Origin of the sequence: Blastomonas natatoria, from assembly GCF_003201955.1 — a bacterium.
Lineage (GTDB): Bacteria > Pseudomonadota > Alphaproteobacteria > Sphingomonadales > Sphingomonadaceae > Blastomonas > Blastomonas natatoria.
The window spans coordinates 188,706-212,621 of sequence record NZ_QJJM01000007.1; the positions used below are offsets into that span (position 1 = coordinate 188,706).

At 63.1% G+C, this 23,916-nt stretch carries 25 protein-coding genes; 14 read left to right on the forward strand and 11 right to left on the reverse strand.

Translation table 11 applies throughout. The features are described 5' to 3' along the window. Nucleotides 1–12: 12 nt before the first annotated feature. The 7 genes from C7451_RS10785 to C7451_RS10815 all read right to left on the reverse strand — a co-directional run bounded on the left by C7451_RS10785 (nucleotide 13) and on the right by C7451_RS10815 (nucleotide 7,928). Nucleotides 13–1,233: a serine hydrolase domain-containing protein gene (locus tag C7451_RS10785; RefSeq protein WP_110298956.1), complete on the reverse strand. Its 1,221-nt coding sequence runs from the start codon at nucleotides 1,231–1,233 to the stop codon at nucleotides 13–15. A gap of 34 nt (nucleotides 1,234–1,267) precedes the next feature. Next, nucleotides 1,268–2,059, reverse strand: a complete 792-nt coding sequence (locus C7451_RS10790; RefSeq protein WP_110298957.1) for an SDR family NAD(P)-dependent oxidoreductase — start codon at nucleotides 2,057–2,059, stop codon at nucleotides 1,268–1,270. A 30-nt stretch (nucleotides 2,060–2,089) separates the two neighbouring features. After that, nucleotides 2,090–2,872: an SDR family NAD(P)-dependent oxidoreductase gene (locus tag C7451_RS10795; RefSeq protein ID WP_110298958.1), complete on the reverse strand. Its 783-nt coding sequence runs from the start codon at nucleotides 2,870–2,872 to the stop codon at nucleotides 2,090–2,092. Further along, entirely contained in the window at nucleotides 2,869–3,942 is a 1,074-nt protein-coding gene (locus tag C7451_RS10800; protein WP_110298959.1) for a phosphotransferase family protein, read from the reverse strand. Before C7451_RS10800 ends, C7451_RS10795 begins: the two co-directional genes overlap by 4 nt. Nucleotides 3,943–3,963: 21 nt before the next feature. Beyond that, a complete protein-coding gene (locus tag C7451_RS10805; protein ID WP_110298960.1) occupies nucleotides 3,964–5,046 on the reverse strand; it encodes a Zn-dependent alcohol dehydrogenase in 1,083 nt (360 codons plus the stop codon). A 171-nt stretch (nucleotides 5,047–5,217) separates the two neighbouring features. Continuing rightward, on the reverse strand, nucleotides 5,218–6,504 hold the full coding sequence (locus tag C7451_RS10810) for an acyl-CoA dehydrogenase family protein (protein ID WP_110298961.1): 1,287 nt from the start codon (nucleotides 6,502–6,504) through the stop codon (nucleotides 5,218–5,220). A 26-nt stretch (nucleotides 6,505–6,530) separates the two neighbouring features. After that, nucleotides 6,531–7,928, reverse strand: coding sequence for an MFS transporter (locus C7451_RS10815; protein WP_167398507.1), 1,398 nt, complete (start codon nucleotides 7,926–7,928; stop codon nucleotides 6,531–6,533). A gap of 349 nt (nucleotides 7,929–8,277) precedes the next feature. Between C7451_RS10815 and C7451_RS10820 the strand changes: the two genes are divergently transcribed. The 5 genes from C7451_RS10820 to C7451_RS10840 all read left to right on the forward strand — a co-directional run bounded on the left by C7451_RS10820 (nucleotide 8,278) and on the right by C7451_RS10840 (nucleotide 13,521). Then, nucleotides 8,278–9,459, forward strand: coding sequence for an acyl-CoA dehydrogenase family protein (locus C7451_RS10820; protein WP_110299033.1), 1,182 nt, complete (start codon nucleotides 8,278–8,280; stop codon nucleotides 9,457–9,459). A 142-nt stretch (nucleotides 9,460–9,601) separates the two neighbouring features. After that, nucleotides 9,602–10,738 carry an acyl-CoA dehydrogenase family protein gene (locus C7451_RS10825; RefSeq protein WP_110298963.1) on the forward strand — a complete coding sequence of 379 codons (1,137 nt, stop codon included), beginning with the start codon at nucleotides 9,602–9,604 and terminating at the stop codon, nucleotides 10,736–10,738. A 41-nt stretch (nucleotides 10,739–10,779) separates the two neighbouring features. Further along, entirely contained in the window at nucleotides 10,780–11,922 is a 1,143-nt protein-coding gene (locus tag C7451_RS10830; RefSeq protein WP_110298964.1) for an acyl-CoA dehydrogenase family protein, read from the forward strand. A 2-nt stretch (nucleotides 11,923–11,924) separates the two neighbouring features. Beyond that, nucleotides 11,925–12,725: an SDR family oxidoreductase gene (locus C7451_RS10835; protein ID WP_110298965.1), complete on the forward strand. Its 801-nt coding sequence runs from the start codon at nucleotides 11,925–11,927 to the stop codon at nucleotides 12,723–12,725. A gap of 94 nt (nucleotides 12,726–12,819) precedes the next feature. Beyond that, nucleotides 12,820–13,521, forward strand: coding sequence for a DUF4197 domain-containing protein (locus C7451_RS10840; RefSeq protein ID WP_244181810.1), 702 nt, complete (start codon nucleotides 12,820–12,822; stop codon nucleotides 13,519–13,521). Here C7451_RS10840 and gmk read toward each other — a convergent pair whose 3' ends face one another. The 4 genes from gmk to C7451_RS10860 all read right to left on the reverse strand — a co-directional run bounded on the left by gmk (nucleotide 13,522) and on the right by C7451_RS10860 (nucleotide 16,608). Beyond that, nucleotides 13,522–14,178, reverse strand: a complete 657-nt coding sequence (gene gmk, locus C7451_RS10845) for a guanylate kinase (protein ID WP_110298966.1) — start codon at nucleotides 14,176–14,178, stop codon at nucleotides 13,522–13,524. 61 nt (nucleotides 14,179–14,239) lie between these two features. Further along, nucleotides 14,240–14,605 (reverse strand): hypothetical protein, encoded by a 366-nt coding sequence (locus C7451_RS10850; protein WP_110298967.1) that lies wholly within the window; start codon nucleotides 14,603–14,605, stop codon nucleotides 14,240–14,242. A gap of 84 nt (nucleotides 14,606–14,689) precedes the next feature. Continuing rightward, nucleotides 14,690–16,072: a class II fumarate hydratase gene (gene fumC / locus C7451_RS10855; RefSeq protein WP_110298968.1), complete on the reverse strand. Its 1,383-nt coding sequence runs from the start codon at nucleotides 16,070–16,072 to the stop codon at nucleotides 14,690–14,692. 62 nt (nucleotides 16,073–16,134) lie between these two features. After that, on the reverse strand, nucleotides 16,135–16,608 hold the full coding sequence (locus tag C7451_RS10860; RefSeq protein WP_110299035.1) for an SspB family protein: 474 nt from the start codon (nucleotides 16,606–16,608) through the stop codon (nucleotides 16,135–16,137). Between the two features lie 119 nt (nucleotides 16,609–16,727). Between C7451_RS10860 and hisB the strand changes: the two genes are divergently transcribed. The 9 genes from hisB (at nucleotide 16,728) to C7451_RS10905 (ending at nucleotide 23,912) form a co-directional block, all read left to right on the forward strand. Then, nucleotides 16,728–17,321 carry an imidazoleglycerol-phosphate dehydratase HisB gene (gene hisB / locus C7451_RS10865; protein ID WP_060976967.1) on the forward strand — a complete coding sequence of 198 codons (594 nt, stop codon included), beginning with the start codon at nucleotides 16,728–16,730 and terminating at the stop codon, nucleotides 17,319–17,321. Further along, on the forward strand, nucleotides 17,314–17,934 hold the full coding sequence (gene hisH, locus C7451_RS10870; protein WP_110298969.1) for an imidazole glycerol phosphate synthase subunit HisH: 621 nt from the start codon (nucleotides 17,314–17,316) through the stop codon (nucleotides 17,932–17,934). The genes hisB and hisH overlap by 8 nt, the downstream gene beginning before the upstream one ends. Further along, nucleotides 17,931–18,662, forward strand: a complete 732-nt coding sequence (hisA, locus tag C7451_RS10875) for a 1-(5-phosphoribosyl)-5-[(5-phosphoribosylamino)methylideneamino]imidazole-4-carboxamide isomerase (RefSeq protein ID WP_110298970.1) — start codon at nucleotides 17,931–17,933, stop codon at nucleotides 18,660–18,662. Before hisH ends, hisA begins: the two co-directional genes overlap by 4 nt. Beyond that, nucleotides 18,662–19,447: an imidazole glycerol phosphate synthase subunit HisF gene (gene hisF, locus C7451_RS10880; protein WP_110298971.1), complete on the forward strand. Its 786-nt coding sequence runs from the start codon at nucleotides 18,662–18,664 to the stop codon at nucleotides 19,445–19,447. The genes hisA and hisF overlap by 1 nt, the downstream gene beginning before the upstream one ends. Before the next feature lie 148 nt (nucleotides 19,448–19,595). After that, nucleotides 19,596–19,841, forward strand: a complete 246-nt coding sequence (locus C7451_RS10885) for a hypothetical protein (protein ID WP_146215349.1) — start codon at nucleotides 19,596–19,598, stop codon at nucleotides 19,839–19,841. Nucleotides 19,842–19,884: 43 nt separating this feature from the next. Then, nucleotides 19,885–20,208 (forward strand): phosphoribosyl-ATP diphosphatase, encoded by a 324-nt coding sequence (locus C7451_RS10890; protein ID WP_110298973.1) that lies wholly within the window; start codon nucleotides 19,885–19,887, stop codon nucleotides 20,206–20,208. Between the two features lie 6 nt (nucleotides 20,209–20,214). Continuing rightward, a complete protein-coding gene (locus C7451_RS10895) occupies nucleotides 20,215–20,595 on the forward strand; it encodes a histidine triad nucleotide-binding protein (RefSeq protein ID WP_110298974.1) in 381 nt (126 codons plus the stop codon). 68 nt (nucleotides 20,596–20,663) lie between these two features. Next, the gene (locus C7451_RS10900; protein WP_110298975.1) at nucleotides 20,664–22,217 is read left to right on the forward strand and encodes a pentapeptide repeat-containing protein; all 1,554 of its coding nucleotides are present in this window, start codon (nucleotides 20,664–20,666) and stop codon (nucleotides 22,215–22,217) included. Between the two features lie 147 nt (nucleotides 22,218–22,364). Then, nucleotides 22,365–23,912 (forward strand): amino acid permease, encoded by a 1,548-nt coding sequence (locus C7451_RS10905; RefSeq protein WP_110298976.1) that lies wholly within the window; start codon nucleotides 22,365–22,367, stop codon nucleotides 23,910–23,912. The last annotated feature ends 4 nt before the right edge of the window (nucleotides 23,913–23,916 follow it).

Genomic DNA, 23,916 nt, shown 5'->3' on the forward strand with positions numbered 1-23,916 from the left:
GGTTCCTTTGGCTTATTCGACCGCGGCGTAGAGCATCGACTTGATCTCACGCCGGATCGGGTAGGTGCTGGAAGGCATCAGTTGCGTCATGAAGATCATGATCACATCCTCCGCCGGATCGACGAAAAAGGCGGTGGAGAACATGCCGCCCCAGTAGAAATCGCCATTCGATCCCGCGACGCCGGTCGCGGCATTGTCGATGGTGGTCGCAAAGCCCAGGCCAAAGCCTGCGCCTGCATTTTCCGCCTCGCTGAACAGCGCCTTGCTGTGCTGGGTCAGGTCGCCACCGCCGGGCAGATGGTTCGCGACCATCAGGTCGAGCGTCTTGCGGCCCAGAATGCGCGCGCCTTCAAGCCGCCCACCATTGAGCAGCATGCGGCAGAAGCGGTGATAGTCGGCAAGCGTGGAGGCCATTCCGCCGCCGCCCGAAAGCTGGCTGGGCTTGCGGCCCCAGGCGGTGGTCGCGCCCGGATCGTAGAGCTTCATCTTCTCGGTCGGGTGGAAGACATAGCAATCAGGCACGCGATCGAGCTTTTCCTGCGGAATCTGGAAATGCGTGTCGACCATGCCGAGCGGCTTGGTGATGCGATCGGCAATCACTTCGTCGAGCGGCTTGTCATCCATCCGCTGAAGGATCGCGCCAAGGATATCGGTCGAGATAGAATAGTTCCACGCCGTGCCGGGGTCGAACTGCAGGGGGATCTGCGCGAGGATCCTGATGAACTCCTCAAGATCCGGCCCGGCAAAGGCTTCGAGCTTGCGCGCGCGATAGGCAGCGTCGATCGGTGTGCGCTCCTGAAAGCCATAGGTCAGGCCCGATGTGTGCCGCAGCAGGTCGATCATTCGCATCGGCTGCGTCGTGGGACGCGTGACGAATGGCTGCGCGCCGCCGCCCGAGACGAAAACGCCCAGGTCCTTCCATTCGGGAATGATGCGGTGCACCGGATCGGACAATGCGATGCGGCCTTCCTCGACCAGCTGCATGAAGGCGACCGATGTGATCGGCTTCGTCATGCTGGCGATGCGGAAGATCGTATCCTGCTGGAGCGCCTGACCCTCGCGCGCATCTCCCTGCAGCGACAGGTGCGCAAGCTCGTGCCCGCGACCGATCAGCAGGGCTGCATGTGGCAGGCGTCTGGTATCGAGATATTTGGTACGGATGTGGACGGGAATGCGCTCGAGCAAGGCGTGGTTGAAGCCAAGGTCAGCCGGATCCGACACGGTAAGGGTCATCAGGTAACTTTCATTTCTCCAGGGAGGACAGGGATCAGGTGGCCGTCTGGCCAAAGCGCTGCCGCGCATAGGGGTGCGAGCTGGTGAGCCCGCCATCGACCACCAGCGCGTGGCCGTTGACATAGCTCGAACGATCAGAGGCCAGGAACAGCGCCGCCTCGGCTATCTCGTTCGGCACGCCGCCGCGCTGCATCGGATTGAGCTGACCGATCTTGTCTTCGAAGCCCTTTTCGCGCGCCTTCGTGTAGATGAACTCGGTCATGCCGGTTTCGATGAGGCCGGGGCAGATCGCATTGCAGCGCACGTTGCTGCCGGTGAACTGCTGCGCGGCGATGCGCACCAGGTTGATCACGCCCGCCTTGCTCGCGGTATAGGCGGGGCCACCTGCGCCCGAACGAAGCCCTGCGACCGAGGCCGTGCAGATGATCGAGCCGCCGTTTCCGGCATCGGCGATCACCTTGCCCGCATGCTTGATTGCCAGGAAGGGGCCGATCAGGTTGATCTTCAGGATGCGCTCCCATTCTTCCACCGTCTGGTCGAAAATGCCGTCGAACCCGCCCGAAATCCCTGCATTGGCAAAGAACACGTCGAGCCGACCATGCAGTTCGAGCGCCTTGGCGACAAGCATCTGCACATCGGCTTCGCTGCTGGCATCGGCCTGGACCGCCGTGATGGCATCCGGGTTCTGCGCGGCGGTCTCGTCCTGCTTGCCGGTTATGTCGGTTGCTATGACCTTTGCCCCGTGCGCGGCGAACAGCAGCGAGCTTGCGCGGCCGATGCCGCTGCCCGCCCCGGTAACGATTGCAACCTTGCCCTGCAAATCCATGGAATTCCCTCTCGCTCTGCTTTTCGCGGCTTACAGCGCCGCTGCTATGGTTGTGCCGCCATCGATCACGATCGACTGGCCGGTGATATAGGTTGATGCGTCCGATGCAAGAAACACCGCTGCGCCTGCAATCTCTTCGGGCTGGCCAATGCGGCGCAGCGGGGTGATGCGGCGGACATAGCCCATCACCTTCTCGTCCTCCCACAGCGCGCGCGCCATCTCGGTCTGGATCAGGCCGGGCGCGATGCAGTTCACCCGGATATTGTCGGGGCCCAGCTCATAGGCCAGATTCCGGGCGAGCTGAAAGTCTGCAGCTTTCGAGATATTGTAGACGCCGATGCTGCCCGATCCCTGCATGCCGCCGATCGACGAGATGATGATCATCGACCCCTTGCCCGCAGCCTTCATGTCGGGCAGCGCCATCTGGGCCAGCCAGTGGTTGGACAGGATGTTGTTGTCCATGATCTTGCGGAACTGGTCGTCGCTGATCCCTGCCATCGGGCCGTAATAGGGGTTGCTGGCGGCGTTGCAGACGAGGATATCGATGGGCCCAAGCTCGGCGCGGGTGCGGTCGACCAGGTTCTGCAGGTCTTCCTTGCGCGAGATGCTGGCGGCGACGGCAATTGCGGTGCCTTCGCCAAACTCGCTGTTGAGTTCGGCAGCGACCGCATCGCAGGCGTCCTGGTTTCGGCTCGAGATCGCCACCTTCGCACCATGCGCAGCATATTTGCGCGCGATCGCTGCGCCAATGCCGCGCGACGATCCGGTTACGATCGCCACGCGCCCGGTCAGATCGAAGCTGCCATCGCTCACTGCGCGCCGGCCTTCTTGGCATATTCCCACGCCGCCTGGGCGAGCGGGATGACACGCTGCGCCATCTGCGCGGCCTGGGCGCTGGACGCGGTGCCATCGATCACGCGTTTCTTGATGCCTTGCAGGATCGCGGCAATGCGGAACTGGTTATAGGCGAGATACCAGTCCATGTCCGGCACCTCGTCGAGCCCGGCCTTCTCGACATAGCGCGCGAGCGCCTCTTCGAGCGTCGGGATGCCCAGCGCCTTGGTATCGACGCCGAGCAGCCCGTTGCGGCCCTCGGCAGGCTGAACCCAGCTCATCAGGAAATAGCTCAAGTCCGCGATCGGATCGCCGAGCGTCGAGAGCTCCCAGTCGAGCAGGGCGATGACCTTGGGCTCGTCATGCGCGAAGATCATGTTGTCGATGCGGAAATCGCCGTGCGCGATGCCGAAACCGCGCTGTTCGGGCACGGTCCTTTCCAGCCATTCGATCAGCCGGTCCATCTCCGGAATCGTCTCGGTCTCGGACAAACGATACTGCTTGGTCCAGCGCGAGATCTGGCGCGCGCAGTAATTGCCGGGCTTGCCGTAATCCTCGAGGCCGATCGCTGCAGGATCGAAGCTGTGCAGGTGTGCGAGCGTATCGATCATCGCATGGTAGATGGCGGTGCGCTGCTCCGGCGTCTTGCCGGGCAGGGTACCGTCCCAATAGCTGGCGCCATCGGTGAAGGCCATGACGTAGAACATCGATCCGATGACCGAGTCATCCTGGCACAGCCCGAACTGGCGCGAGACGGGGAAGCCTTGCTCGTACAGCGCGGCCTGCACCTTGTATTCGCGATCGACCGCATGCGCCGAAGGCAGAAGCGGACCAAAGGGCTTGCGGCGCAGCACGTAGGCGGCGCCCGGCGTCGTGACCTTGTAGGTCGGGTTGGACTGGCCGCCCTTGAACTTGGAGAGCGAAAGCGGTCCTTCAAAGCCCTCGACATTGGCCTCGAACCAGCGGGTCAGACTTGCCTCGTCGAGCCGGTCCTGCTCGGGCACGTCCATCGTGCCGGTCATCGTCGCCTGCGCGTCGATCTGTTCCATTTCAGAAATTCCCCACCCAGTTCAGTTATAGACGATGACTGACCGCGCAGAATCACCGACCCTGAGCGCGTCGAATGCCTCGTTGATGCGTCCCAGCGGCAAGCGTTCGGCAATGATCGTGTCGAGGTCAAGCATTCCGCGCATGTAGAACTCGACAAGGCGCGGGATTTCAACCGGAAAACGATTGTTGCCCATCAGCGAACCCTGCAGCTTCTTGCCCTGCAGCAGTTCCATGGCACTGAGGCCGACCTTTTCGGCGAGCGGCATCATGCCGAGGATCGTCGCGGTTCCGCCACGCCGGAGCACCTTGACCGCCATATTGGCCGAAGCAGGGCGTCCCACCGCCTCGATAGCATGGTGGACACCACCCTTCGTCAGCTCGATCACCTGTTCGGCCGCACCATCGGCGCTCGAATCGATGCAATCGGTCGCGCCCAGTTTCTCGGCTAGCGCGCGCTTGTCGGCCACCGGATCGATCGCGATGATGCGGCCCGCGCCCGCGATCTTCGCCGCATTGACTGCCGCAAGCCCCACCCCGCCGCAGCCGACGATCGCGACCGTCTCGCCCGGCGTCACGTCCGCCGCATTGAACACCGCGCCCGCGCCCGTCGTCACTGCGCAGCCGATCACACAGGCGCGATCGAGCGGCATGTCGGGGTTGATCGCGACACAGGCGTGTTCGTGCACCAGCATCTGTTCGGCATAGGCCGACAGGTTGAGCAGCTGGTTGACCGGCGCGCCATCCAGGCTGAGCCGAGGGTGCTGGTGCGGTCCGCGCTTCGTATCCTGCCCGATGCACAGGGCCATGCGTCCGGTGACGCAGAACTCGCAATGCCCGCAATAGGCGCTGAGGCACGTGACCACCGCATCTCCGGGCCTCACCGTCGATACGCCGTCGCCCACCGCCTCGACAATGCCGGCGGCTTCATGGCCAGGAATGAAGGGCAGGGGGGCGGGATAGCTGCCGTCGACGAAATGCAGGTCCGATCGGCAGACGCCGGTGGCAGCGGTGCGGATCAACACCTCGCGTGGGCCGGGCTTGTCGATCGTGACGTCGCGAATTTCGAGCGGCGTGCCCGGTTCGAAACAGATGGCAGCTTTCATGAGTCTCTCCCGATTGCTCCTCGCCCCTTCAGGGGAAAGGAAACGAAGCCTTGGCAGCTTGCTGTCTAGGCGCAGTTGGAGAGGGGATGCGGCTTGGCGCACGCTTGCCCCTCTCCCTGCTTCGCTGAAGCGAAGCTTTCCCTCTCCCCTAAAGGAGAGAGGGCCTGATCGTCACCGCGCCACGCCCAGGTCCCCTGAGGTGAAGCCTTCTTCCGAATTCACGCCATGCTTGCCCATTTCGAGCCGGGCGATGGTGCGATTGTGCACTTCGTCCGGACCGTCCGCGAGACGCAGCGTGCGCATGTGCGCATAGGCCTTGGCGAGACCGAAATCCTCGCTGACGCCCGCGCCGCCATGCGCCTGGATGGCATCGTCGATGACCTTGAGCGCGATGCGCGGGGCGGCGACCTTGATCATCGCGATCTCGGCCTTGGCGTATTTGTTGCCGACCTTGTCCATCATGTCGGCTGCCTTGAGGCAGAGCAGACGCGTCATCTCGATATCGATCCGCGCCTCTGCGATCCGCTGTTCCCAGATCGAGTGCTCGGAAATCCGCTTGCCGAAAGCGACGCGCGACTGCAGGCGACGGACCATCTTGGCCAGCGCCTCTTCGGCGACACCGATGGTGCGCATGCAGTGATGGATGCGGCCCGGCCCGAGGCGGCCCTGCGCGATCTCGAAGCCGCGGCCTTCGCCGAGCAGCATGTTGCTGGCCGGAATGCGCACGTCCTTGAGCTCGATTTCCATATGGCCGTGCGGGGCATCGTCATAGCCGAAGACCGGCAGATGGCGCAGGATGTTCACGCCCGGCGCGTCGAGCGGCATCAGCACCATCGATTGCTGTGCATGGCGCTTGGCCTCGAAATCGGTCTTGCCCATCACGATCGCGATCTTGCAGCGCGGATCGCCCGCGCCGGACGACCACCATTTGCGGCCATTGATCACATATTCGTCGCCCTCGCGGCGGATCGAGGTCTCGATATTGGTCGCATCCGACGAGGCGACCTGCGGCTCGGTCATCAGGAAGGCCGAGCGGATTTCGCCATTCATCAGGGGCTTGAGCCACTGCTCCTTGTGTGCGGCGGTACCATAGCGGTGCAGCACTTCCATGTTGCCGGTGTCGGGCGCGGAGCAGTTGAAGATCTCGCTCGCCATCTCGACCCGGCCCATTTCCTCGGCGCACAGCGCATATTCGAGGTTGGTAAGACCCGGGCCGTCAAATTCGAAGCTGTCGTCGACATGCGGCAGATTGGGGTTCGACGGCGGCATGAACAGGTTCCAGATGCCAGCAGCCTTGGCCTTGGCCTTCTCGTCCTCGATGACCTGCAGCACCTTCCAGCGGCCGCCCTCGGCCTGCTGCGCGTAATAATCCTTCACGCGCGGGCGGACATGCGCCTCGATATGGCTGCGGACGCGGTCGCGCCAATAGGCCTGGCGTTCGGTAAGGTCAAAATCCATGGCTCATCTTCCTTTCGTGAAATTCTTCAGGGTTGGGCGATCTGGGCCAGCCGCGCTTCATGATCGGCGCGGCCCAGAGGAAAGCGGGTAAACAGCCAGGCACAGACAAGGCCGATCACGGTGGTGGCGATGGCAAAGGTCAGCGCGAGCCGGTCGATCACGTCTGGCGCGACCTGGCCCGGCTGGGCATTGTCGGGAAAACCGGCAATGGCGAGGATCAGCGCAGAGGCTAGAATGCCTAGTCCGCCGATGCATTTCTGCATGAAGAAGAACCCGGCGAAGAAGATGCCCTCGGTGCGCTTGCCGGTCTCGGCCTCGCTGGCATCGGTGACGTCCGCGATCATTGAACTGATCATCATCATCGCACAGATGCCGAATGTGATGGACAAGGCGATGAGCGAGAGGATCAGCACCGTCGCCATGCCCCCGCCCGTCGCCGGAAACAGCCCTGCGAGCCGCAGCCAATAGGGCGCGGTGGCGAAAATCAGCGAGAGCAGCGAGGCAATTGCTGCGGTGCGCGGCTTTTCGAGCCGGCGCGAGGCGGGGCCCACGATGAAGAAGGCGAGCGCGACGCCGAGGAACAGCACGAACGGATAGATGTTGAAAACGCTCTGTTGGAACTCCCAGACGTAGAGCATCAGATAGTTCTGCAGCGCGAAGAACAGCCCCTGATTGGCGAACGCGCACATCCCGGCGGCCAGCAGTAGCTGGAACGGCCGGAAGCGCAGTGCCGTGAGAAAGTCCTTCAGACCGTGGGAATGCGCCGCCGGCGCATCGGTATTGGGATGTGCGAGCAGCCTGTGCGTCCCGAGTGCCGACACCACAACCGACACGATCATCACCGCCGAGCCGACCAGCGCATAGCGATGATAACCGTTCGGATTGAGCACGCCGTTGTCGTAACCTGGCTCGGGCACCAGCAGCAGCGCATAGGCGGCGTAGAGCATCACCAGCCCGCCCATCCAGCCGAACAGGAAGCGATAGCGCAGCACCTCGGTGCGTTCGTGATAATCGCGCGTCATCTCGGGCAGCATCGCCAGTGCCGGGACCTCATAGGCCGAAAAGGAAAAGCGCACTGCCATCGCGACCGCGATCAGGTAGAAGAACAGCGAGCCGTTGCTCCATTCGGGCGGGTTCCACAGCAGCAGCCACGACAGCGCGATCGGCAGCGCTGCCCCATAGAGCCAGGGATGGCGGCGCCCCCAGCGGCTGCGCGTCGAGTCCGACCGGTGTCCGACAAAGGGGTCGAAGAACGCATCCGCCACGAGAGCCAGAGCGACGGCAAGGCCGACCTGTTCTGCCGGCATGCCGATGACCTGGTTGAAATAGATCAGCAGGAAGACCGCAAAGCCGTTGTCCTTGATGCCGTAGGCCACCGACCCGAAGCCGAACGCCAGCTTGGTGCCCATCGACACTTTTTGCACTGTCGGAGCCATAGGAGGAGCGCCGAGAACCGTCACGCAATGCAACGCAAATGGCCGCCGCGCGGCTGGTTCGCCCGGTGCTCTCGCACGCGCGATGCAATGGCCGGTCTGGCCCGCTGCATTGATTCTCTCCTGTCCGTGTCCTTTGGCCGATACCATATGGCAGCTACCGTAAACGTCAACCGCCGTGAGGGTGACGTTACGGCATCGGGCCTAGGATTCAACAGGCTTGCAGCCGCCTTGCGTCCACCATAGATTGGTCCGCGACGGACGGTTTTGGCCGCAGGAAAAGCTTCCCGGCCAAAGCCCGTTGGGACCCGTAATGAATTCAGGCGCAGAGAGGATGACGATGAGCGATCTCGATCAGTTCAGGACAGAAGTGCGCGCATGGCTGGAGGAGAATTGCCCCGCCGAGATGCGCGAGCCGGTGCGCGGCGACGACGACGTGTGCTGGGGCAGACGCAACTGGAAGTTCAAGAACGAGGCGCAGAAGCTGTGGCTCGATCGCTGTGTCGCCAAGGGCTATACCGTGCCCGACTGGCCCAAGGCCTATGGCGGTGCCGGCCTGTCGGCAGCTGAAACCAAGATCCTGCGCCAGGAAATGGCGCGCATCAATGCCCGACCGCCGCTGTCGAGCTTCGGTATCTGGATGCTTGGCCCCGCGCTGCTGCACTTTGGCACCGAAGAGCAGAAGGTGCATTATCTCGGCCAGATCGCGCGCGGCGAAATCCGCTGGTGCCAGGGCTATTCGGAACCGGGTTCGGGATCGGACCTCGTCAGCTTGCAGACCTATGGCGAGGACAAGGGCGATCACTGGGTGGTCAACGGCCAGAAGATCTGGACCAGCTATGCCGACAAGTGCGACTGGATCTTCTGTCTGGTCCGCACCGACAAGACGAACAAGTATCAGGGCATCTCGTTCCTGCTGTTCGACATGGAGACGCCCGGCGTCACCACCAAGCCGATCAAGCTGATCAGCGGCAATTCGCCCTTCTGCGAGACCTTCTTCGACAATGTCGTGGTGCCCAAGCACCAGATCGTCGGCGAACTCAACCGCGGTTGGGACGTCGCCAAGTATCTGCTCGGCCATGAGCGCGAGATGATCTCGGGCGGTGGCCTGGGCGATGGCGCGCCGTCGCTTGGCGCGCAGCTCAAGAACTCGATCGGCACCAACGGCCTTGGTCAGCTCGACGACGGCATCCTGCGCGCCGAACTCGCGCAGTTCGATGTCGATGCGCTGGCATTCAAGGCGATGGCCGAGCGCTTCGGAGACGAGATGAAGGCGGGCAAGGGGCATCCCGCCCAGCCCAACATGATGAAATACGCCGGGACCGAATTGAACAAGCGTCGTCACGAGCTGGTCATGGCGGGCAACGGTTCGGACGCGCTCGAGTGGGAAAGCGAAGCCAGCAAGGGCGGTGCCAAGGCCCGCAACTGGCTGCGCACCAAGGCGAACAGCATCGAGGGCGGCACCAGCGAGGTGATGCTCAACGTCATCTCCAAGCGCATCCTCGACCTGCCGGGCGCTTGAGCCATTATGGCCCTCTCCCCTTCAGGGGAGAGGGTTGGGAGAGGGGGCAACCCCCTCGTTTTTTCCATATTTTAAAGGGCCGGCCAGGGCTTCGCTTCCCTCTCCCCGGCCTTCTCCCCTGAAAGGGAGACGGAGACTTTAAATGCCCATGTTCCTCAACGAAGACCAAGCCATGCTGCGCGACAGCGCGCGCGAATTCCTCAAATCCGAAGCCCCGGTCAGCCATATGCGCAAGTTGCGCGACGAAGGCTGCAAGGACGGTTTCCGCCATGCGCTGTGGAAGCAGTTCGGCGAGATGGGCTTTACCGGGATCCTCATCGGCGAGGACGATGGCGGGCTCGGGCTCGGCCATGTCGAGGCCGGCGTGGTGCTTGAGGAGATCGGCCGCAACCTGTCGCCTTCGCCATTCCTGACCACGGCAGTCGCAGGCGTGTCGGCGCTGAACCATGGCGGCCAGCATCTCAAGGACAAGTTCTTCCCCGGCATCCTGGCGGGCGAGACTGTGCTGGCGCTGGCGATCGACGAGCATGCCAAGCATCGCCCCGCGCAGATCGCGACCAAGGCAGAAAAGTCGGGTAACGGCTTCAAGCTCAGTGGCAAGAAGCAGTTCGTTGTGCAGGGCGCCAGCGCCGACGCGCTGATCGTGGCGGCGCGGACCGCTGGCGCGCCGGGCGAGACCGACGGGATCACTCTGTTTGCGGTCGACAAGGACGCTGCGAACATGTCGATCGACAACACCCGGCTGGTCGACAGCTCCATGGCCGCGCATGTCACGCTCGACGGTGTCGAGGTCGATGGCGACGCGGTGATCGGCGAGGTCGATCAGGGCTGGCAGGTGCTTGCCGCGCTGCTCAAGGCGGGCCGTGCCGGCTCTGCCGCCGAACTTGTCGGCGTCGGATCGGGCGCGATGGACATGACGGTCGATTATCTGAAACAGCGCAAGCAGTTCGGCCGTCTGATTGGCGAATTCCAGGCGCTGCAGCACCGCGCCGCGCACCTGTACAGCGAGATGGAGATCGCGCGCGCCGCCGTGCTCAAGGCGCAGCAGCTGCTCGACGAGGGCAAGGACAGCGCCGACATCTATGTCTCGGTTGCCAAGGCCAAGGCAGGTCGCAGCGCGAATCTGGCAGTGCGCGAGGGCGTGCAGATGCACGGCGGCATCGGCATGACAGATGAATATGATATTGGCTTCTACATGAAGCGAGATCGTGCGCTCAACGAGTTCATGGGCGATGCCAATTTCCACGCTGGCCGGGTTGCGGAGATATTCGGGTACTGATGGTCGGTACCGCCCAGCCACGCTTGGGGAGAACACGATAAATGGCACTCGATCCCGAAATTTTCGAAGCCCTGCTCGAAGGCGTCCGTCGTTTCGTCGCCGAACGCCTGCGTCCACTCGAGGCGCAGGTGTCCGAAACCGACGAGATTCCCGACGATCTCGTCCAGGACATGCGCGAACTCGGCCTGTTCGGCCTGTCAATCAGCGAGGATTATGGCGGTCTCGGCCTCAACATGGAGGAGGAGGTGCGCATCGCCTTCGAACTCGGGCGCACGTCGCCCGCGATGCGCTCCACCTTCGGCACCAATGTCGGCATCGGCAGCCAGGGGCTGGTGATGGACGGAAACGAGGCGCAGAAAGCCAAGTACCTGCCGCTGATCGCGAGCGGCGAGATCATCACCTCGTTTGCATTGACCGAGCCTGATGTCGGATCGGACAGCGGATCGGTGAAGACACGCGCCGAGCTCGATGGCGACGCCTATGTGCTCAACGGCTCCAAGCGCTACATCACCAACGCCGACAAGGCCGACCTGTTCACCGTGATGGCGCGCACCGGTGGGCCCGGCCCCAAGGGCGTCAGCGCATTCCTGGTGCCGCGCGATCTGCCCGGACTGTCGGTCGGCAAGCCCGAGCGCAAGATGGGCCAGCAGGGTGCGCATGTCTGTGATGTCAATTTCGACAATGTGCGCGTGCCTGTGGAGAACCGGCTGGGCGCGGAGGGCGATGGCTTCAAGGTCGCCATGCGCGTGCTCGATCGCGGGCGGCTGCACATCTCGGCGGTCTGTGTCGGCGCGGCGGAGCGGCTGATCGCGGACAGCATCGCCTATGCAAAGGACCGGCAGCAGTTCGGCAAGCCGATTGCCGAGTTCCAGCTGATCCAGGCGATGATTGCCGACTCGGTCGCCGAGTGCAAGGCGGCCAAGGCTCTGGTGCTGCAGACGGCCAAGGCCAAGGACCGCGGCGAGCGGATCACCGAGGATTGCGCCTGTGCCAAGCTGATCGCATCGGAAATGGTCGGCCGCGTCGCCGACCGCGCCGTGCAGATCTTCGGCGGCGCGGGCTATATCGCCGATTACGGCATCGAACGCTTCTACCGCGATGTCCGCCTGTTCCGCATCTATGAGGGAACGAGCGAGATACAGCGGACCATTATCGCAAGGGAAGCCTTGCGTTCGGAGGGATGAACATGAGCATTGAGAATCTGTTTTCGGTCAAGGGCAAGGTCGCCCTGGTTACGGGCGGGTCGCGCGGCATTGGCAAGATGATCGCACAGGGCCTGATCGCCGGTGGCGCGAAGGTCTATATCTCGGCGCGCAAGGCGGCGGCCTGCGATGCGACTGCCGAGGAACTGGGTCCGAACTGCATTTCGCTGCCCTGCGACGTATCCAGTGTCGAAGGCGCGCGCCAGCTTGCGGCCCAGCTCGCCGAGCATGAAAGCCGTCTCGACATTCTGGTCAACAATGCCGGCGCCGCCTGGGGGGCGGAGTTCGAGGATTTCCCGGAAATCGGCTGGGACAAGGTGATGGATCTGAACGTCAAGTCGCCGTTCTTCCTGACCCAGGCGCTTCACGACCTTCTCAAGGCAGGCGCGACTGCCGAAACCCCGGCCAAGGTGATCAACATCTCCTCGGTCGATGGCATGCGCGTCAATCCGTGGGAAACCTACAGCTATCAGGCGAGCAAGGCGGCGCTGATCCAGCTGACCAAGCGCATGGCCGTCCGCCTGCTGCGCGACCATATCTATGTCACCGGTATCGGTCCGGGCGCTTTCCCGTCAGACATGAACAAGGCCGCGCGTGATTATGGCGACAAGGTCGCCAGCGGCATCCCCAACAAGCGGGTCGGCGACTGGCAGGATATCTCGGGCGCGGTGATCTTTCTCGCCAGCCGGGCCGGCGATTATGTCATCGGAACGACGATCCCGGTCGATGGCGGCATCGTCAATGCCTCGGTCCCGCAGGGCGGCTACGACCCCGAAGGGCACTGATCGGTCCCGACAGGTCGTAAAATCGCGGCGCGCGCACTGGTTGCGCGCGCCGTTTTGATGCACACTGACCGGGAATATTCTGGGGAGATGTGTGATGGCCTTGCGCAACCTGGCGATGGCAATCGGCCTGAGCATGGCAGTGGTTGTGACCGTTCCGATCGCCGAGGCGCAATCCCGCAAATCCTCGCCCTCACTAGGCGGGTCGATGAAGGGCCTGCTCGGCAATGCGTCGGACAGCGCGCTCGATCAGCTGGGACAGCCCGGCGCGTTCTATGCGGATCAGGCTGTGCGTATCCTACTCCCGGGCCCGCTGCAAAAGGCGACCAGGCTGATGCGACTCACCGACCGGGCGGGCATCACCAACAATCTTGTAAAGTCGCTCAACGATGCGGCGGGCCTCGCGGCGCAGGAGGCCAAGCCGGTGTTCCGCTCGGCGATCGATTCGATGACGCTGGCGGACGGCGTCGGCGTCGTCGCGGGCGGCGACACGGCGGGAACACAATATCTGCGCCGAACTTCGGGCGAAGTGCTGCGGCAGAAAATGCGGCCGCTGGTGGGCAATGCCTTGGGCCGCACCGGAGCTTTCAAGCATCTCGACAGTCTTGGCAGCAGCGGCACCGGCGGCGTTCTGGGTGCGCTGGCGGGCGTCGATCTCAGCCGCGATGGCCTGATCGACAGCGTCACCGATCAGGCGATGTCGGGCATCTTCACCTATATCGGGCGCGAGGAAGCCAGTTTTCGTCAGAATCCGCTCAAGTCCGGCAAGAAACTGCTCGATCGGATGAGGTCAAACTGATCAGGGGGCGGGCGCGTTCATCAGATCGCGGACATAGTCGATCAGGCCGGTCTGGCGCGCGCGGCGCATCCGCTCCGAATTCAGGATCTGGCGGACCTTCTCGAAACAATTGTCGACATTGTCGTTGATGACGACGAAATCATAGCCATCCCAGTGGCTGATCTCGTCCTGCGCGCGGGCCATGCGGCCAGCGATCACCTCTTCGCTATCGGTGTTGCGGCTGCGCAGGCGGCGATGGAGCTCCTCGAGTGACGGCGGCAGGATGAACACGCGTACGACATCGCCCTCGGCCCTCTGGTAGAGCTGCTGCGTCCCCTGCCAGTCGATATCGAAAAGAAAATCCTGACCCTCGCGCAAGCCCTGCTTCACCTGCGCCTTGGGCGTTCCGTAATAATGGCCGAACACCTTGGCCCATTCGAGCAGCGCATTCTCTTCGACCAGTCGGTGAAATTCGCTCTCGTCGATGAAATGATAATGTTGCCCGTCCACCTCGCCCGGGCGTGGGGGCCGTGTCGTTACCGAAACCGACAGTGCAATATGCCCGTCCTGCTCGAGCAGCATTCTGGCGATCGTGGATTTGCCCGCGCCTGAAGGCGATGACAGGATGAACAGCAGGCCACGGCGGGCAAGGGGCGCTTGGATGACGGTATCGACCATGGCGGCTCATGGCCAAAGCCATGCCGAAAGGTCAACCGGTTTGTGCGGTTTGTCCCTCTGATCAGGTCTTGGGAGGCTTGTTCCTGTCCTTGCGCTGATCGTAGACCGCCTTGGCGATCAACGCCCCTCCGACCAGCAGCGCGCCCGGCACCGACCTGGTCGCCACACGCGCCGCAATCGCTCCCATCACGGTCCCGCCGAACACCGTTGCCGCAATCTGGTTGCGTGCCTTGGCGCCGATCAGGTCGCGAATCAGTTGATCCTTGGCCGCGGAAGCAACCAGTCGGCTCGCTCCGTTCCAGGCGCCCACGGTCCAATGTGCCTGGGCAGCGGGGGGATTGGCGACCACGCCTGATCCCGCGATCGGTGCTGGAGCGTCAATGACGGGTGCGTCGGTGTCGGAAAGCTGCGGTTCTGCCCTGGTCATTGGTATTCCATAGCTGATATTGCCCTCGGCATAAACGTCTGCGTTCGCCGATCCGTTCCGACCCTCTGCGGCGGCGCGGTTGGATCAACGCCCGATCATGTCGCCGGGCCGGACATGTGCATCGAACGTGGCTTCGTCGACCAGCCCAAGTGCAAGGGCGGATTGCCTGAGCGTCAGCCCATTCTGATGCGCGTGCTTGGCAATCCTGGCCGCATTGTCATACCCGATCACCGGGGCAAGGGCAGTCACCAGCATCAGCGAGCGATCGACAAGCTCCGCGATCCGCGACTCGTTGGCTTTGAGCCCGTCGACGCAGCGCTCTGCAAAACCTTCCATGCCGATCGCCATCAGATCGATTGATCGAAGGACGTTCGCGCCGATCATCGGCTTGAACACGTTGAGCTCCATATGCCCCTGCAGCCCGCCTATGGTAATCGCCTGATGGTTGCCCATCACCTGCGCTGCCACCATGGTCAGCATCTCGCATTGGGTGGGATTGACCTTGCCCGGCATGATCGAACTGCCCGGCTCGTTGGCTGGCAGGTCCAACTCGCCCAGACCGGAACGCGGACCCGAGCCAAGCAGCCGGATGTCGTTGGCGATCTTGGTCAGCGCGACGGCCAGCGTGTTCAGCGTGCCCGAGAGATGCACCAGCGGATCATTGCTGGCGAGCGCCTCGAAGCTGTTCTCCGCCGGGTGGAAGGGATGGCCGGTAATCTCCGCGATGGCCTCGCACATGGCCTGCGCAAAGCCCTGAGGTGCATTGAGGCCGGTACCGACAGCCGTGCCGCCGATGGCAAGCCGATACGTACCCGCCACCACACCAGGCTCGATCCTGCGTCCGCAGCGATAGACCTGGTTTGCATAGCCGGAAAATTCCTGACCCAGTGTCAGCGGTGTCGCGTCCTGCAGATGCGTACGACCGATCTTGACGATATGATCCCAGGCTGCAGCCTTTTCCGCGAGCGCAGATGTCAGCCGGTCGAGGGCAGGGCGCAGCCGTGTCTGCACCGCGAGGCTGGCGGCAATATGGATCGCGGTCGGGAAGGCATCGTTCGACGACTGGCTCTTGTTCACATGATCGTTGGGGTGAACCGGCGACTTGCCGCCGCGCCGACCGGTGAGCAATTCATTGGCCCGGCTCGCGATGACCTCGTTGACGTTCATGTTGCTCTGGGTGCCGCTGCCGGTCTGCCAGATCGTCAGCGGAAACTGGTCGTCGAGTGCGCCTGCCGCGACTTCGGCGGCAGCAATCTCGATCGCGTCGGCAAGCTCTGAGGAAAGGCCATGGTTGCGGTTGACCCGCGCTGCCGCCTGCTTGACCACCGCCAGGCCATGGACAATGCCAATCGGCATGCGCTCGTGCGGAGGGAAGGGAAAGTTCTCGAGGCTTCGCTGTGTCTGCGCGCCCCAATAGCATGATCCCGGAACCGCAATCTCGCCCAGCGAGTCGCTTTCCATGCGCATTTCAATGTCAGTCAAAGGCTAAGTCCGTTCTGGGTTACCCGCGGCGAACGGCCCCATAGCCGTTACTTGCGCTTGCCGAAGTCCACGCTGACGACGTTGGAGCCATCACCATCGCCGCCGGGATGGTCGTTTTCCGCCGCTTCATGCGGTTCGGGCGGGGGCGTATCGCCCGAGACCTGGAATTGCAGGCCGAAATCGACCGCCGGGTCGACAAATGCGGTGATCGAACTGAACGGGATGAACAGATGCGCAGGGACACGGTTGAAGCTGAGGCCGACTGAAAATCCAGTCTTCTCGACCTTCAGGTCCCAGAATTTCTGCTGCAGGACGATCGTCATCTCGTCCGGAAAGCGTTCGACCAGATGGCGCGGGATATCGACGCCCGGCGAGCGGGTCTTGAAGGTGATGTAGAAATGGTGATTGCCGGGCAGGCCATTCGATTCGACCTCGCCCAGCACCCGGCCGACGACCGCGCGCAAGGCTTCCTGGACGATCTCGTCATAGGGAATCAGGCTGTCGGGCGCATCGTCACTCATGCCCATTTTGTTGGACTGACAATCGTTCAGGGTCAAGGCGCTAATGGCACGCAGGCCATCGACCGACCCAGTGCGGCAAAAATGTTGCGCGTGTCCGCAAGGTGATTATAGGGCGCAGCATGCGCACGGCTCGGATAGAACGCAAGACCCATGAAACCGATATTTTCGTCGAGTTAAACCTCGACGGGACAGGCCAGTTCGACGTGTCGACCGGCATCGGTTTTCTCGACCATATGGTCGAGCAGTTTTCGCGCCATTCGCTGATCGATCTGACCTGCAGGATCAAGGGCGACCTGCATGTCGACCAGCACCACACGACCGAAGATTGCGCGCTCGCGATCGGTCAGGCGCTGACCCAGGCGCTGGGAGACAAGGGTGGCATCGTGCGTTACGGCCATGCCTATTCGCCCATGGACGAGACGCTGAGCCGGGTCGCGGTCGATATTTCGGGTCGGCCCTATTTCGTCTGGAAGGCCGGCTTCACCCAGCCGCGCCTCGGCGAGATGGACACCGAGCTGTTCGAGCACTGGTTCCACTCGATCGCGCAGACGGCGGGCCTGACGCTGCACATCGAACTGCTTTACGGCGCCAACAACCACCATATCTGCGAAAGCATCTACAAGGGCTTTGCTCGTGCGATGCGCGCAGCGGTGGAGATCGACCCGCGCAAGCAAGGCGCGGTGCCTTCGACAAAGGGCATATTGGGTGGCTGATCGCGTCGCGCTGATCGATTATGGCGCGGGCAATCTGCACAGTGTCCACAACGCGCTCAAAGCCGCCGGGGCTGCCGATATTGCGGTGACCGACGACCCTGCGCTGGTACGTGCGGCGGACCGTATCGTGCTGCCCGGCGTCGGGGCATTTGCCGCCTGCATGAACGGGCTTTCGGCAATCCCGGGCATGATCGATGCGCTCGAAGCCCGCGTGCGCGAGGACAAGGTGCCGTTCCTCGGTATTTGCGTCGGAATGCAGCTGCTCGCTACCCGCGGGCTGGAGCATGGGACGCACGCAGGTCTTGGCTGGATTGACGGCGAGGTGCGCATGCTCGATGCCGCGCAGGGCATCAAGGTGCCGCATATGGGGTGGAACGACGTCACCCCGTCCGCTGGCGCGCCGCTGATCTTGCCGGGCGAGGCCTATTTCCTGCACAGCTATCTTTTCGATGCGGCCGATGCCGGTCATGTCGCGGCAGTCACCGATCATGGCGGTCCCGTGACCGCAGCCGTCGCGCGCGACAATATCCTGGGCGTGCAGTTCCATCCGGAAAAGAGCCAGGCCTATGGGCTGGATCTGCTCCGCCGCTTTCTCGACTGGACCATGACATGAGCATCATCGTCTTTCCCGCGATCGATCTGAAGGGCGGTCAGGTCGTCCGCCTGGCCGAAGGCGATATGGACCGCGCGACGGTCTATGGCGACGATCCGTCGGCGCAGGCGCAGCTCTTTGCCGAAGCCGGCGCGCAGCACCTGCATGTCGTCGATCTGGATGGCGCGTTCGCGGGCGAGGCGGTGAACCGCAGCGCGGTGGAAGCGATCATCAAGAGCTTTCCCGGCTATCTGCAGCTCGGCGGCGGCATCCGCACGCGCGAGGCGGTCGAAGGCTGGTTCAACCTCGGCGTGGCACGCGTGGTGATCGGCACTGCTGCGCTGACCGATCCCGAATTTGTCCGCGACATGGCCAGGGCCTATGAAGGCGGAATTGTCGTGGCAGTGGATGCGCGCGACGGCATGGTCGCAACCCATGGCTGGGCCGATGTATCCGACGTTCCGGTCGCCGACATGGCCCGCCGGTTCGAGGATGCCGGCGTCGCCAGTCTCCTCTTCACCGATGTCGGCCGCGATGGGCTGCTCAAGGGCTGCAATATCGATGCGACCGTCGCGCTCGCCCGCACCACCGACATTCCGGTGATCGCGAGTGGGGGGGTGAAGGGGCTCGACGACATCCATCTGCTCAGCCTCCACGCCGAAGACGGCATCGAAGGCGTCATCACGGGCCGCGCGCTGTATGACGGACGGCTCGATCTAGCCACCGCGATTGCCATGGCGTCGCGCTGATGAGCGTCCGGGTTCGCGTCATCCCCTGTCTCGACGTCGCCAATGGCCGGGTGGTCAAGGGCGTGAATTTCGTCGATCTGCGTGATGCCGGCGATCCGGTCGAGCAGGCACGTGCCTATGATGCCGCCGGGGCTGACGAGCTCTGCTTTCTCGATATCTCCGCCAGCCACGAAGCGCGCGGTACCATCATTGATGTTGTCCGACGCACGGCCGAAGTCTGCTTCATGCCGGTCACGGTCGGCGGCGGGGTGCGCAGCGCGGAAGATGCGCGCGCGCTTCTGCTCGCCGGAGCAGACAAGGTCGCGGTCAACAGCGCAGCGGTGTCGCGCCCGGAGGTCGTGGCCGACATTGCCGAGCGCTTCGGCAGCCAGTGCATCGTGGCTTCCATCGACGCGCGCCGTCGCGCCGATGGCCAGGGTTGGGAAATCTTCACGCATGGTGGGCGCAAGGAAACCGGGATCGACGCGATCGAGCACGCGCTGAAACTCACAAGGCTCGGGGCAGGGGAATTGCTGGTCACCTCGATGGATCGAGATGGCACCCGCGACGGTTATGATCTCGACCTGATCCGGACGATAGCCGATCAGGTCGATATTCCCGTGGTTGCGAGCGGTGGGGTCGGGCATATCGGGCATCTGGTGGAAGGTGTGACTCGCGGCCATGCCAGCGCGGTGCTGGCCGCTTCGATCTTCCATTTCGGCGAAGCCAGCATTGCCGACGCTCACCGCGCACTCGTGGCGGCAGGACTGCCTGCCCGATCGCATTCGTCAACTCCGGTCACCTGAACGGACAACGTCGGCTGGCTTGACACTTGCGCTGCCGACGCAAGATGCGTTAACCAATCGGAGCAAGCGGATCTGTGGCTTTGCCGGTTCTGGCAAAGGGCTTGCTTAACCATTCGGCATGAAGTGTCTCGGAATGAAACCCGGCAGATTGCACAGCTTTAAGGTCGGGCAGCGCTGGGCTGTCGGCGTGCTGGCCATGGCTTCGGCCGTGCCGGGCGAGGCGAGCCCTCTGAGCCGTATCACTCTTGACGGCCTCACCCGTGCCGAGGGCATTCGCAGCTGGATAGAAATTACCGAGCCTGGCAGTCTGGGTCTGCTGTGCATGGGTGTTCTCGGCTTGCTGATCGGTCGCTGGGCGGCAGGTCGCAGCCACAAGGGGCCACCCCGTCCCTGAGGGCGCTTGACGCAGGCCGGTCAGCCGCGCAGAGCATGCCGCCATGGCTCAATCCACCATCGAACGGCTCGAAGCCGTCATCGCAGAGCGCCGCAAGGCATCGGCCGACAGCAGCTATGTCGCAAAGCTGACCGCGCGGGGGCGGCAGCGGATTGCCCAGAAGATAGGCGAAGAGGCCGTCGAGACGGTCATCGCCGCCATTCAGGGTGATGCCAAGGGCGTGGTTGGCGAAAGCGCCGACCTGATATTCCACCTGCTTGTGCTGCTCGCTGATATGGGGCTGGGCTGGTCCGACGTGCTTGCCGAACTGGATGCGCGCGAAGGCACGTCAGGCATCACTGAAAAACTGTCGCGTCCTCAGGAGTGAACGCTCATGCCGATCGATCCGACCTTGCCTTATGATGACCAGAACATCTTCGCCAAGATCCTGCGAGGCGAGATTCCCTGCACCAAGGTGCACGAGGACGACCACGTGCTTGCCTTCAAGGATATCAACCCGCAGGCGCCGACCCATGTGCTGGTAATCCCGAAAGCTCCGTTCGTCAGCTGGGACGATTTCTCCGCTCGCGGCACCGACGAGCAGATTTCGGCTTTTGTCCGGGGCGTAGGCGAGGTGGCGCGCATGCTGGGTCTTGTCGAGCCCGGCTATCGCCTGCTCGCCAATATCGGGCTCGACGCGCATCAGGAGGTACCGCACCTGCATGTCCACCTGTTCGCCGGAAAGCCGCTTGGCCCGATGCTGATGCGGGGCTGAGGTCGCTCTCTTTGCAAGCCGTGACGCCAGGACTAGAATAGAATCAGCGGGCTTGAGGGAGACGATACATGTTGCGATCGCTGGCCGCGCTGTGTGCAATCTGGTTGGCGGTAGCACCCGCCTCGGCCCAGGCCAGTGTGCCGTGCGAAGCCATGCTTGGCGATCTCTGGGGCGAAAGGGAAGGGCGGAGCGACGTCAGGCAGATCGACGGCACAAAACTTGGTGCTCCAGCCCAGCTGATCAAGGCGGTCCGCCAGAACACGGTGATCAGGGGCGGCAATTTCGCCGGATGGGATTTCCGTCGACTTTCGCTCACCAATGTGTGCTTCGTCGAGGCGGACTTGCAGCGCAGCCTGTGGGACGAGGCACGCGCACCGGGCATCGGGTTCATCCAGTCGAACCTGGCAGGCGCATCGCTGATCGGTATCCAGGCGCCCGGCATCCTGCTGCGCGACGCCAATCTGTCCGATGTCCAGGCGACCAAGGCCGATTTCAGCGACGGCAAGCTCGAGGGCGGATGGTTTGACGGCAGTATCGATGGCTTGGTCCTGGACAATGCCAATCTTTCCGGCTTCGATTTTTCCTGCGGCATCACGTTGTCCGACGGGTGCCCGCTTCATGGCAGCGACAAGCCGATATCGGCACGTGGCGCCGATCTGACCCGCGCGAAGCTCAGCACCTTCCATCGTTATGGGCTCTTCGATATCGAACTGGACGGCGCAGTGCTGGACCGAACCGAAATCTCGCCCGCCCAGCTGGCGAGCCTCAAGGGATTGCTGATCAGCCATCCCCTGGTGCTTGTGGGGGGTGCCATGCGGATCGAGCTGACTGCGGCCGAGGCGCAGGCGCTTGCCGATGACGTCGCAATCGCCGACCCTGCGGTAAAGGATCCCTCGTTCGATTGCTCCACGGCGAACAGCGCTGCAGAGAAAACCATCTGTCTGCAGGACAGTCGCGATCTTGCGGACGCCGACCGCCTGCTGGCCCGCACCTTCGCCCAAGCGCGAAAGAAGGATTCGCAGCTCGTCGCCGGACAGCGCGAATGGTTGAAGCAGCGCGATGCCTGCATGGGGAAGGAATTCCCGACCGATTGCCTGCGCAGCGCCTATGCGGATCGACAAGGGCAATTGCTGGGGGCATTGGGAGAACGCGACTGGTTGAAACCGGGCGAAGCTGCGCTGTTCATCGATGACGAACTTCCGGTCAGCGACAGCATGCGCCAGACCGCATTGTTCGCTCGCCTCGCGCCGCTGCTGGCGCAGGCATCGATGGGCTATGTTCATGTCGAGCGGTCCGGCGATGGCCAGTACATCGCGAGTGGGGAATCGATCGGCGCCAATGCGCACAGCTGTACGCTGGGTGCACGCGGCCTGCGCCTCGATCCGATGACGGGCTGGTACAGTGTTACGGCCAGGGGGAGCAACCGCAAGATCAGGGTGGTGCAGATCGATGGCGACTGGCTGCGGGTCTTTGCAAGTGGCCATCCCTATGGTGAGGTGGCAGAGGCGGAGGCCGATTTTGCCAGTTGCGGAGCGCGCGCCGCCTTTGAACCCATGCGGCGGATCATGCTGCCTCCCGATGTGCTGGCCAGCTATGCCGCGCGCGCCGAATTGGAGCCATAAGCCTGATGGCCATGCGACAGATGCGTGACAAGCCGGTTGCCAGAGCGTGAAAAGCCGCTAATCCTGTCGCCAGCATGGAGGGGGTGGAACCTCCGGGACGCAACCGGCCGGCCATGCGCCTGCCTAGGGTGGGAAATCGTACACATCATGAAATTTGCGCGTGTCAAACCGCTGGACGCCATTCTGGCGACAGCCAAGAAGAAGTCGCTGCATCCGACCCTGGGTTGGTTTCAGCTGACCCTGTTCGGCATCGGCTGCGTGATCGGCACCGGTATCTTCGTGCTGACATCGGCCGGCGCCCAGAAGGCCGGCCCCGGCCTGATGCTGGCATTTGCGATTGCGGGCCTGATCTGCATCGTCGCAGCGCTCTGCTATGCCGAAATTGCTGCAATGATCCCCGTCGCGGGCTCTGCCTATACCTATACCTATTCCGTGATGGGCGAATTGTTGGCCTGGACTGTCGGATGGGCGCTGGTGCTGGAATATGCCGTGGCAGCAAGTGCGGTGGCGGTCGGTTGGTCCGGCTATTTCACCGGTACGATATTGAACGAGTTTTTCGGCATATCTCTGCCGACCTATCTCACCGCAGGGCCGCTCTGGCTCGGCGGTGCGCCCGGCGGTTTCGTGAACCTTCCCGCGATCGTCATCGCCCTGCTCGTCACCTGGCTGCTGATGATCGGCACCAATGAATCGGCCAAGGTCAATGCGGTTCTGGTGGCGATCAAGGTGACAGCCCTCACCGCATTTATCGTGCTGACGGTGCCCAAGACCGAAATGGCCAATTTCAACCCGTTTCTGCCCGCAGGCGTGTTCGGTGGATTCGGATCGGGCATTGGTGCAGTGGGTGCGGCAGCGACCATCTTCTTCGCCTATGTCGGCTTCGATGCGGTCTCGACCGCAGCTGAAGAAACCAAGAACCCGCAGCGTAACGTTCCGATCGGTCTGATCGGCAGCCTTGGTTTCTGTACGGTGTTCTACATTCTGGTTGCCGCCGGCGCGGTGGGCACCATCGGTGGCCAGCCGATCCTCGGCCCCAACAGCATTCCGTTCCCCGCCGGATCGGAAGAACTCGCGCGCCAGTGCGCGCTGCCGCAATATGCCGACATGCTGGTCTGCTCCAACGAAGCACTGGCGCACGTGCTGCGCGAGATCGGCTTCGGTGCCGTGGGCAACATGCTGGGCATCGCCGCCTTTGTCGCGCTGCCTTCGGTGATCCTGATCCTGCTGTTCGGCCAGACCCGCATCTTCTTCGTGATGGCGCGCGATGGTCTGCTGCCCGAGGGTCTGTCGAAGATCCACCCCAAGTGGAAGACACCCTATGTCGTGACCGCGATCACCGGCGGAATCGTGGCCTTCGCCGCGGCATTCCTGCCTGTCGGTCAGTTGGCAGACATCGCCAATGCCGGAACGCTCTATGCGTTCATGATGGTGGCGATTGCGGTGATGATGCTGCGCAAGACCGATCCCGACCGTGAACGCCTGTTCCGCACGCCGATGCTGTGGCTGGTTGGTCCGGCGACGATCGCAGGATGCATCTTCCTGTTCCTCAATCTGCCGTTCGAGGCAATGATCGTGCTGCCCGCCTGGGGTGCCATCGGCCTCGTGATCTATTACCTCTATGGGTACAAGGCGAGCCATCTGGGCAAGGGCATTGTCGAGGTGGTCGATGACGAACCCGGCATCATGCCGCACTGACTAA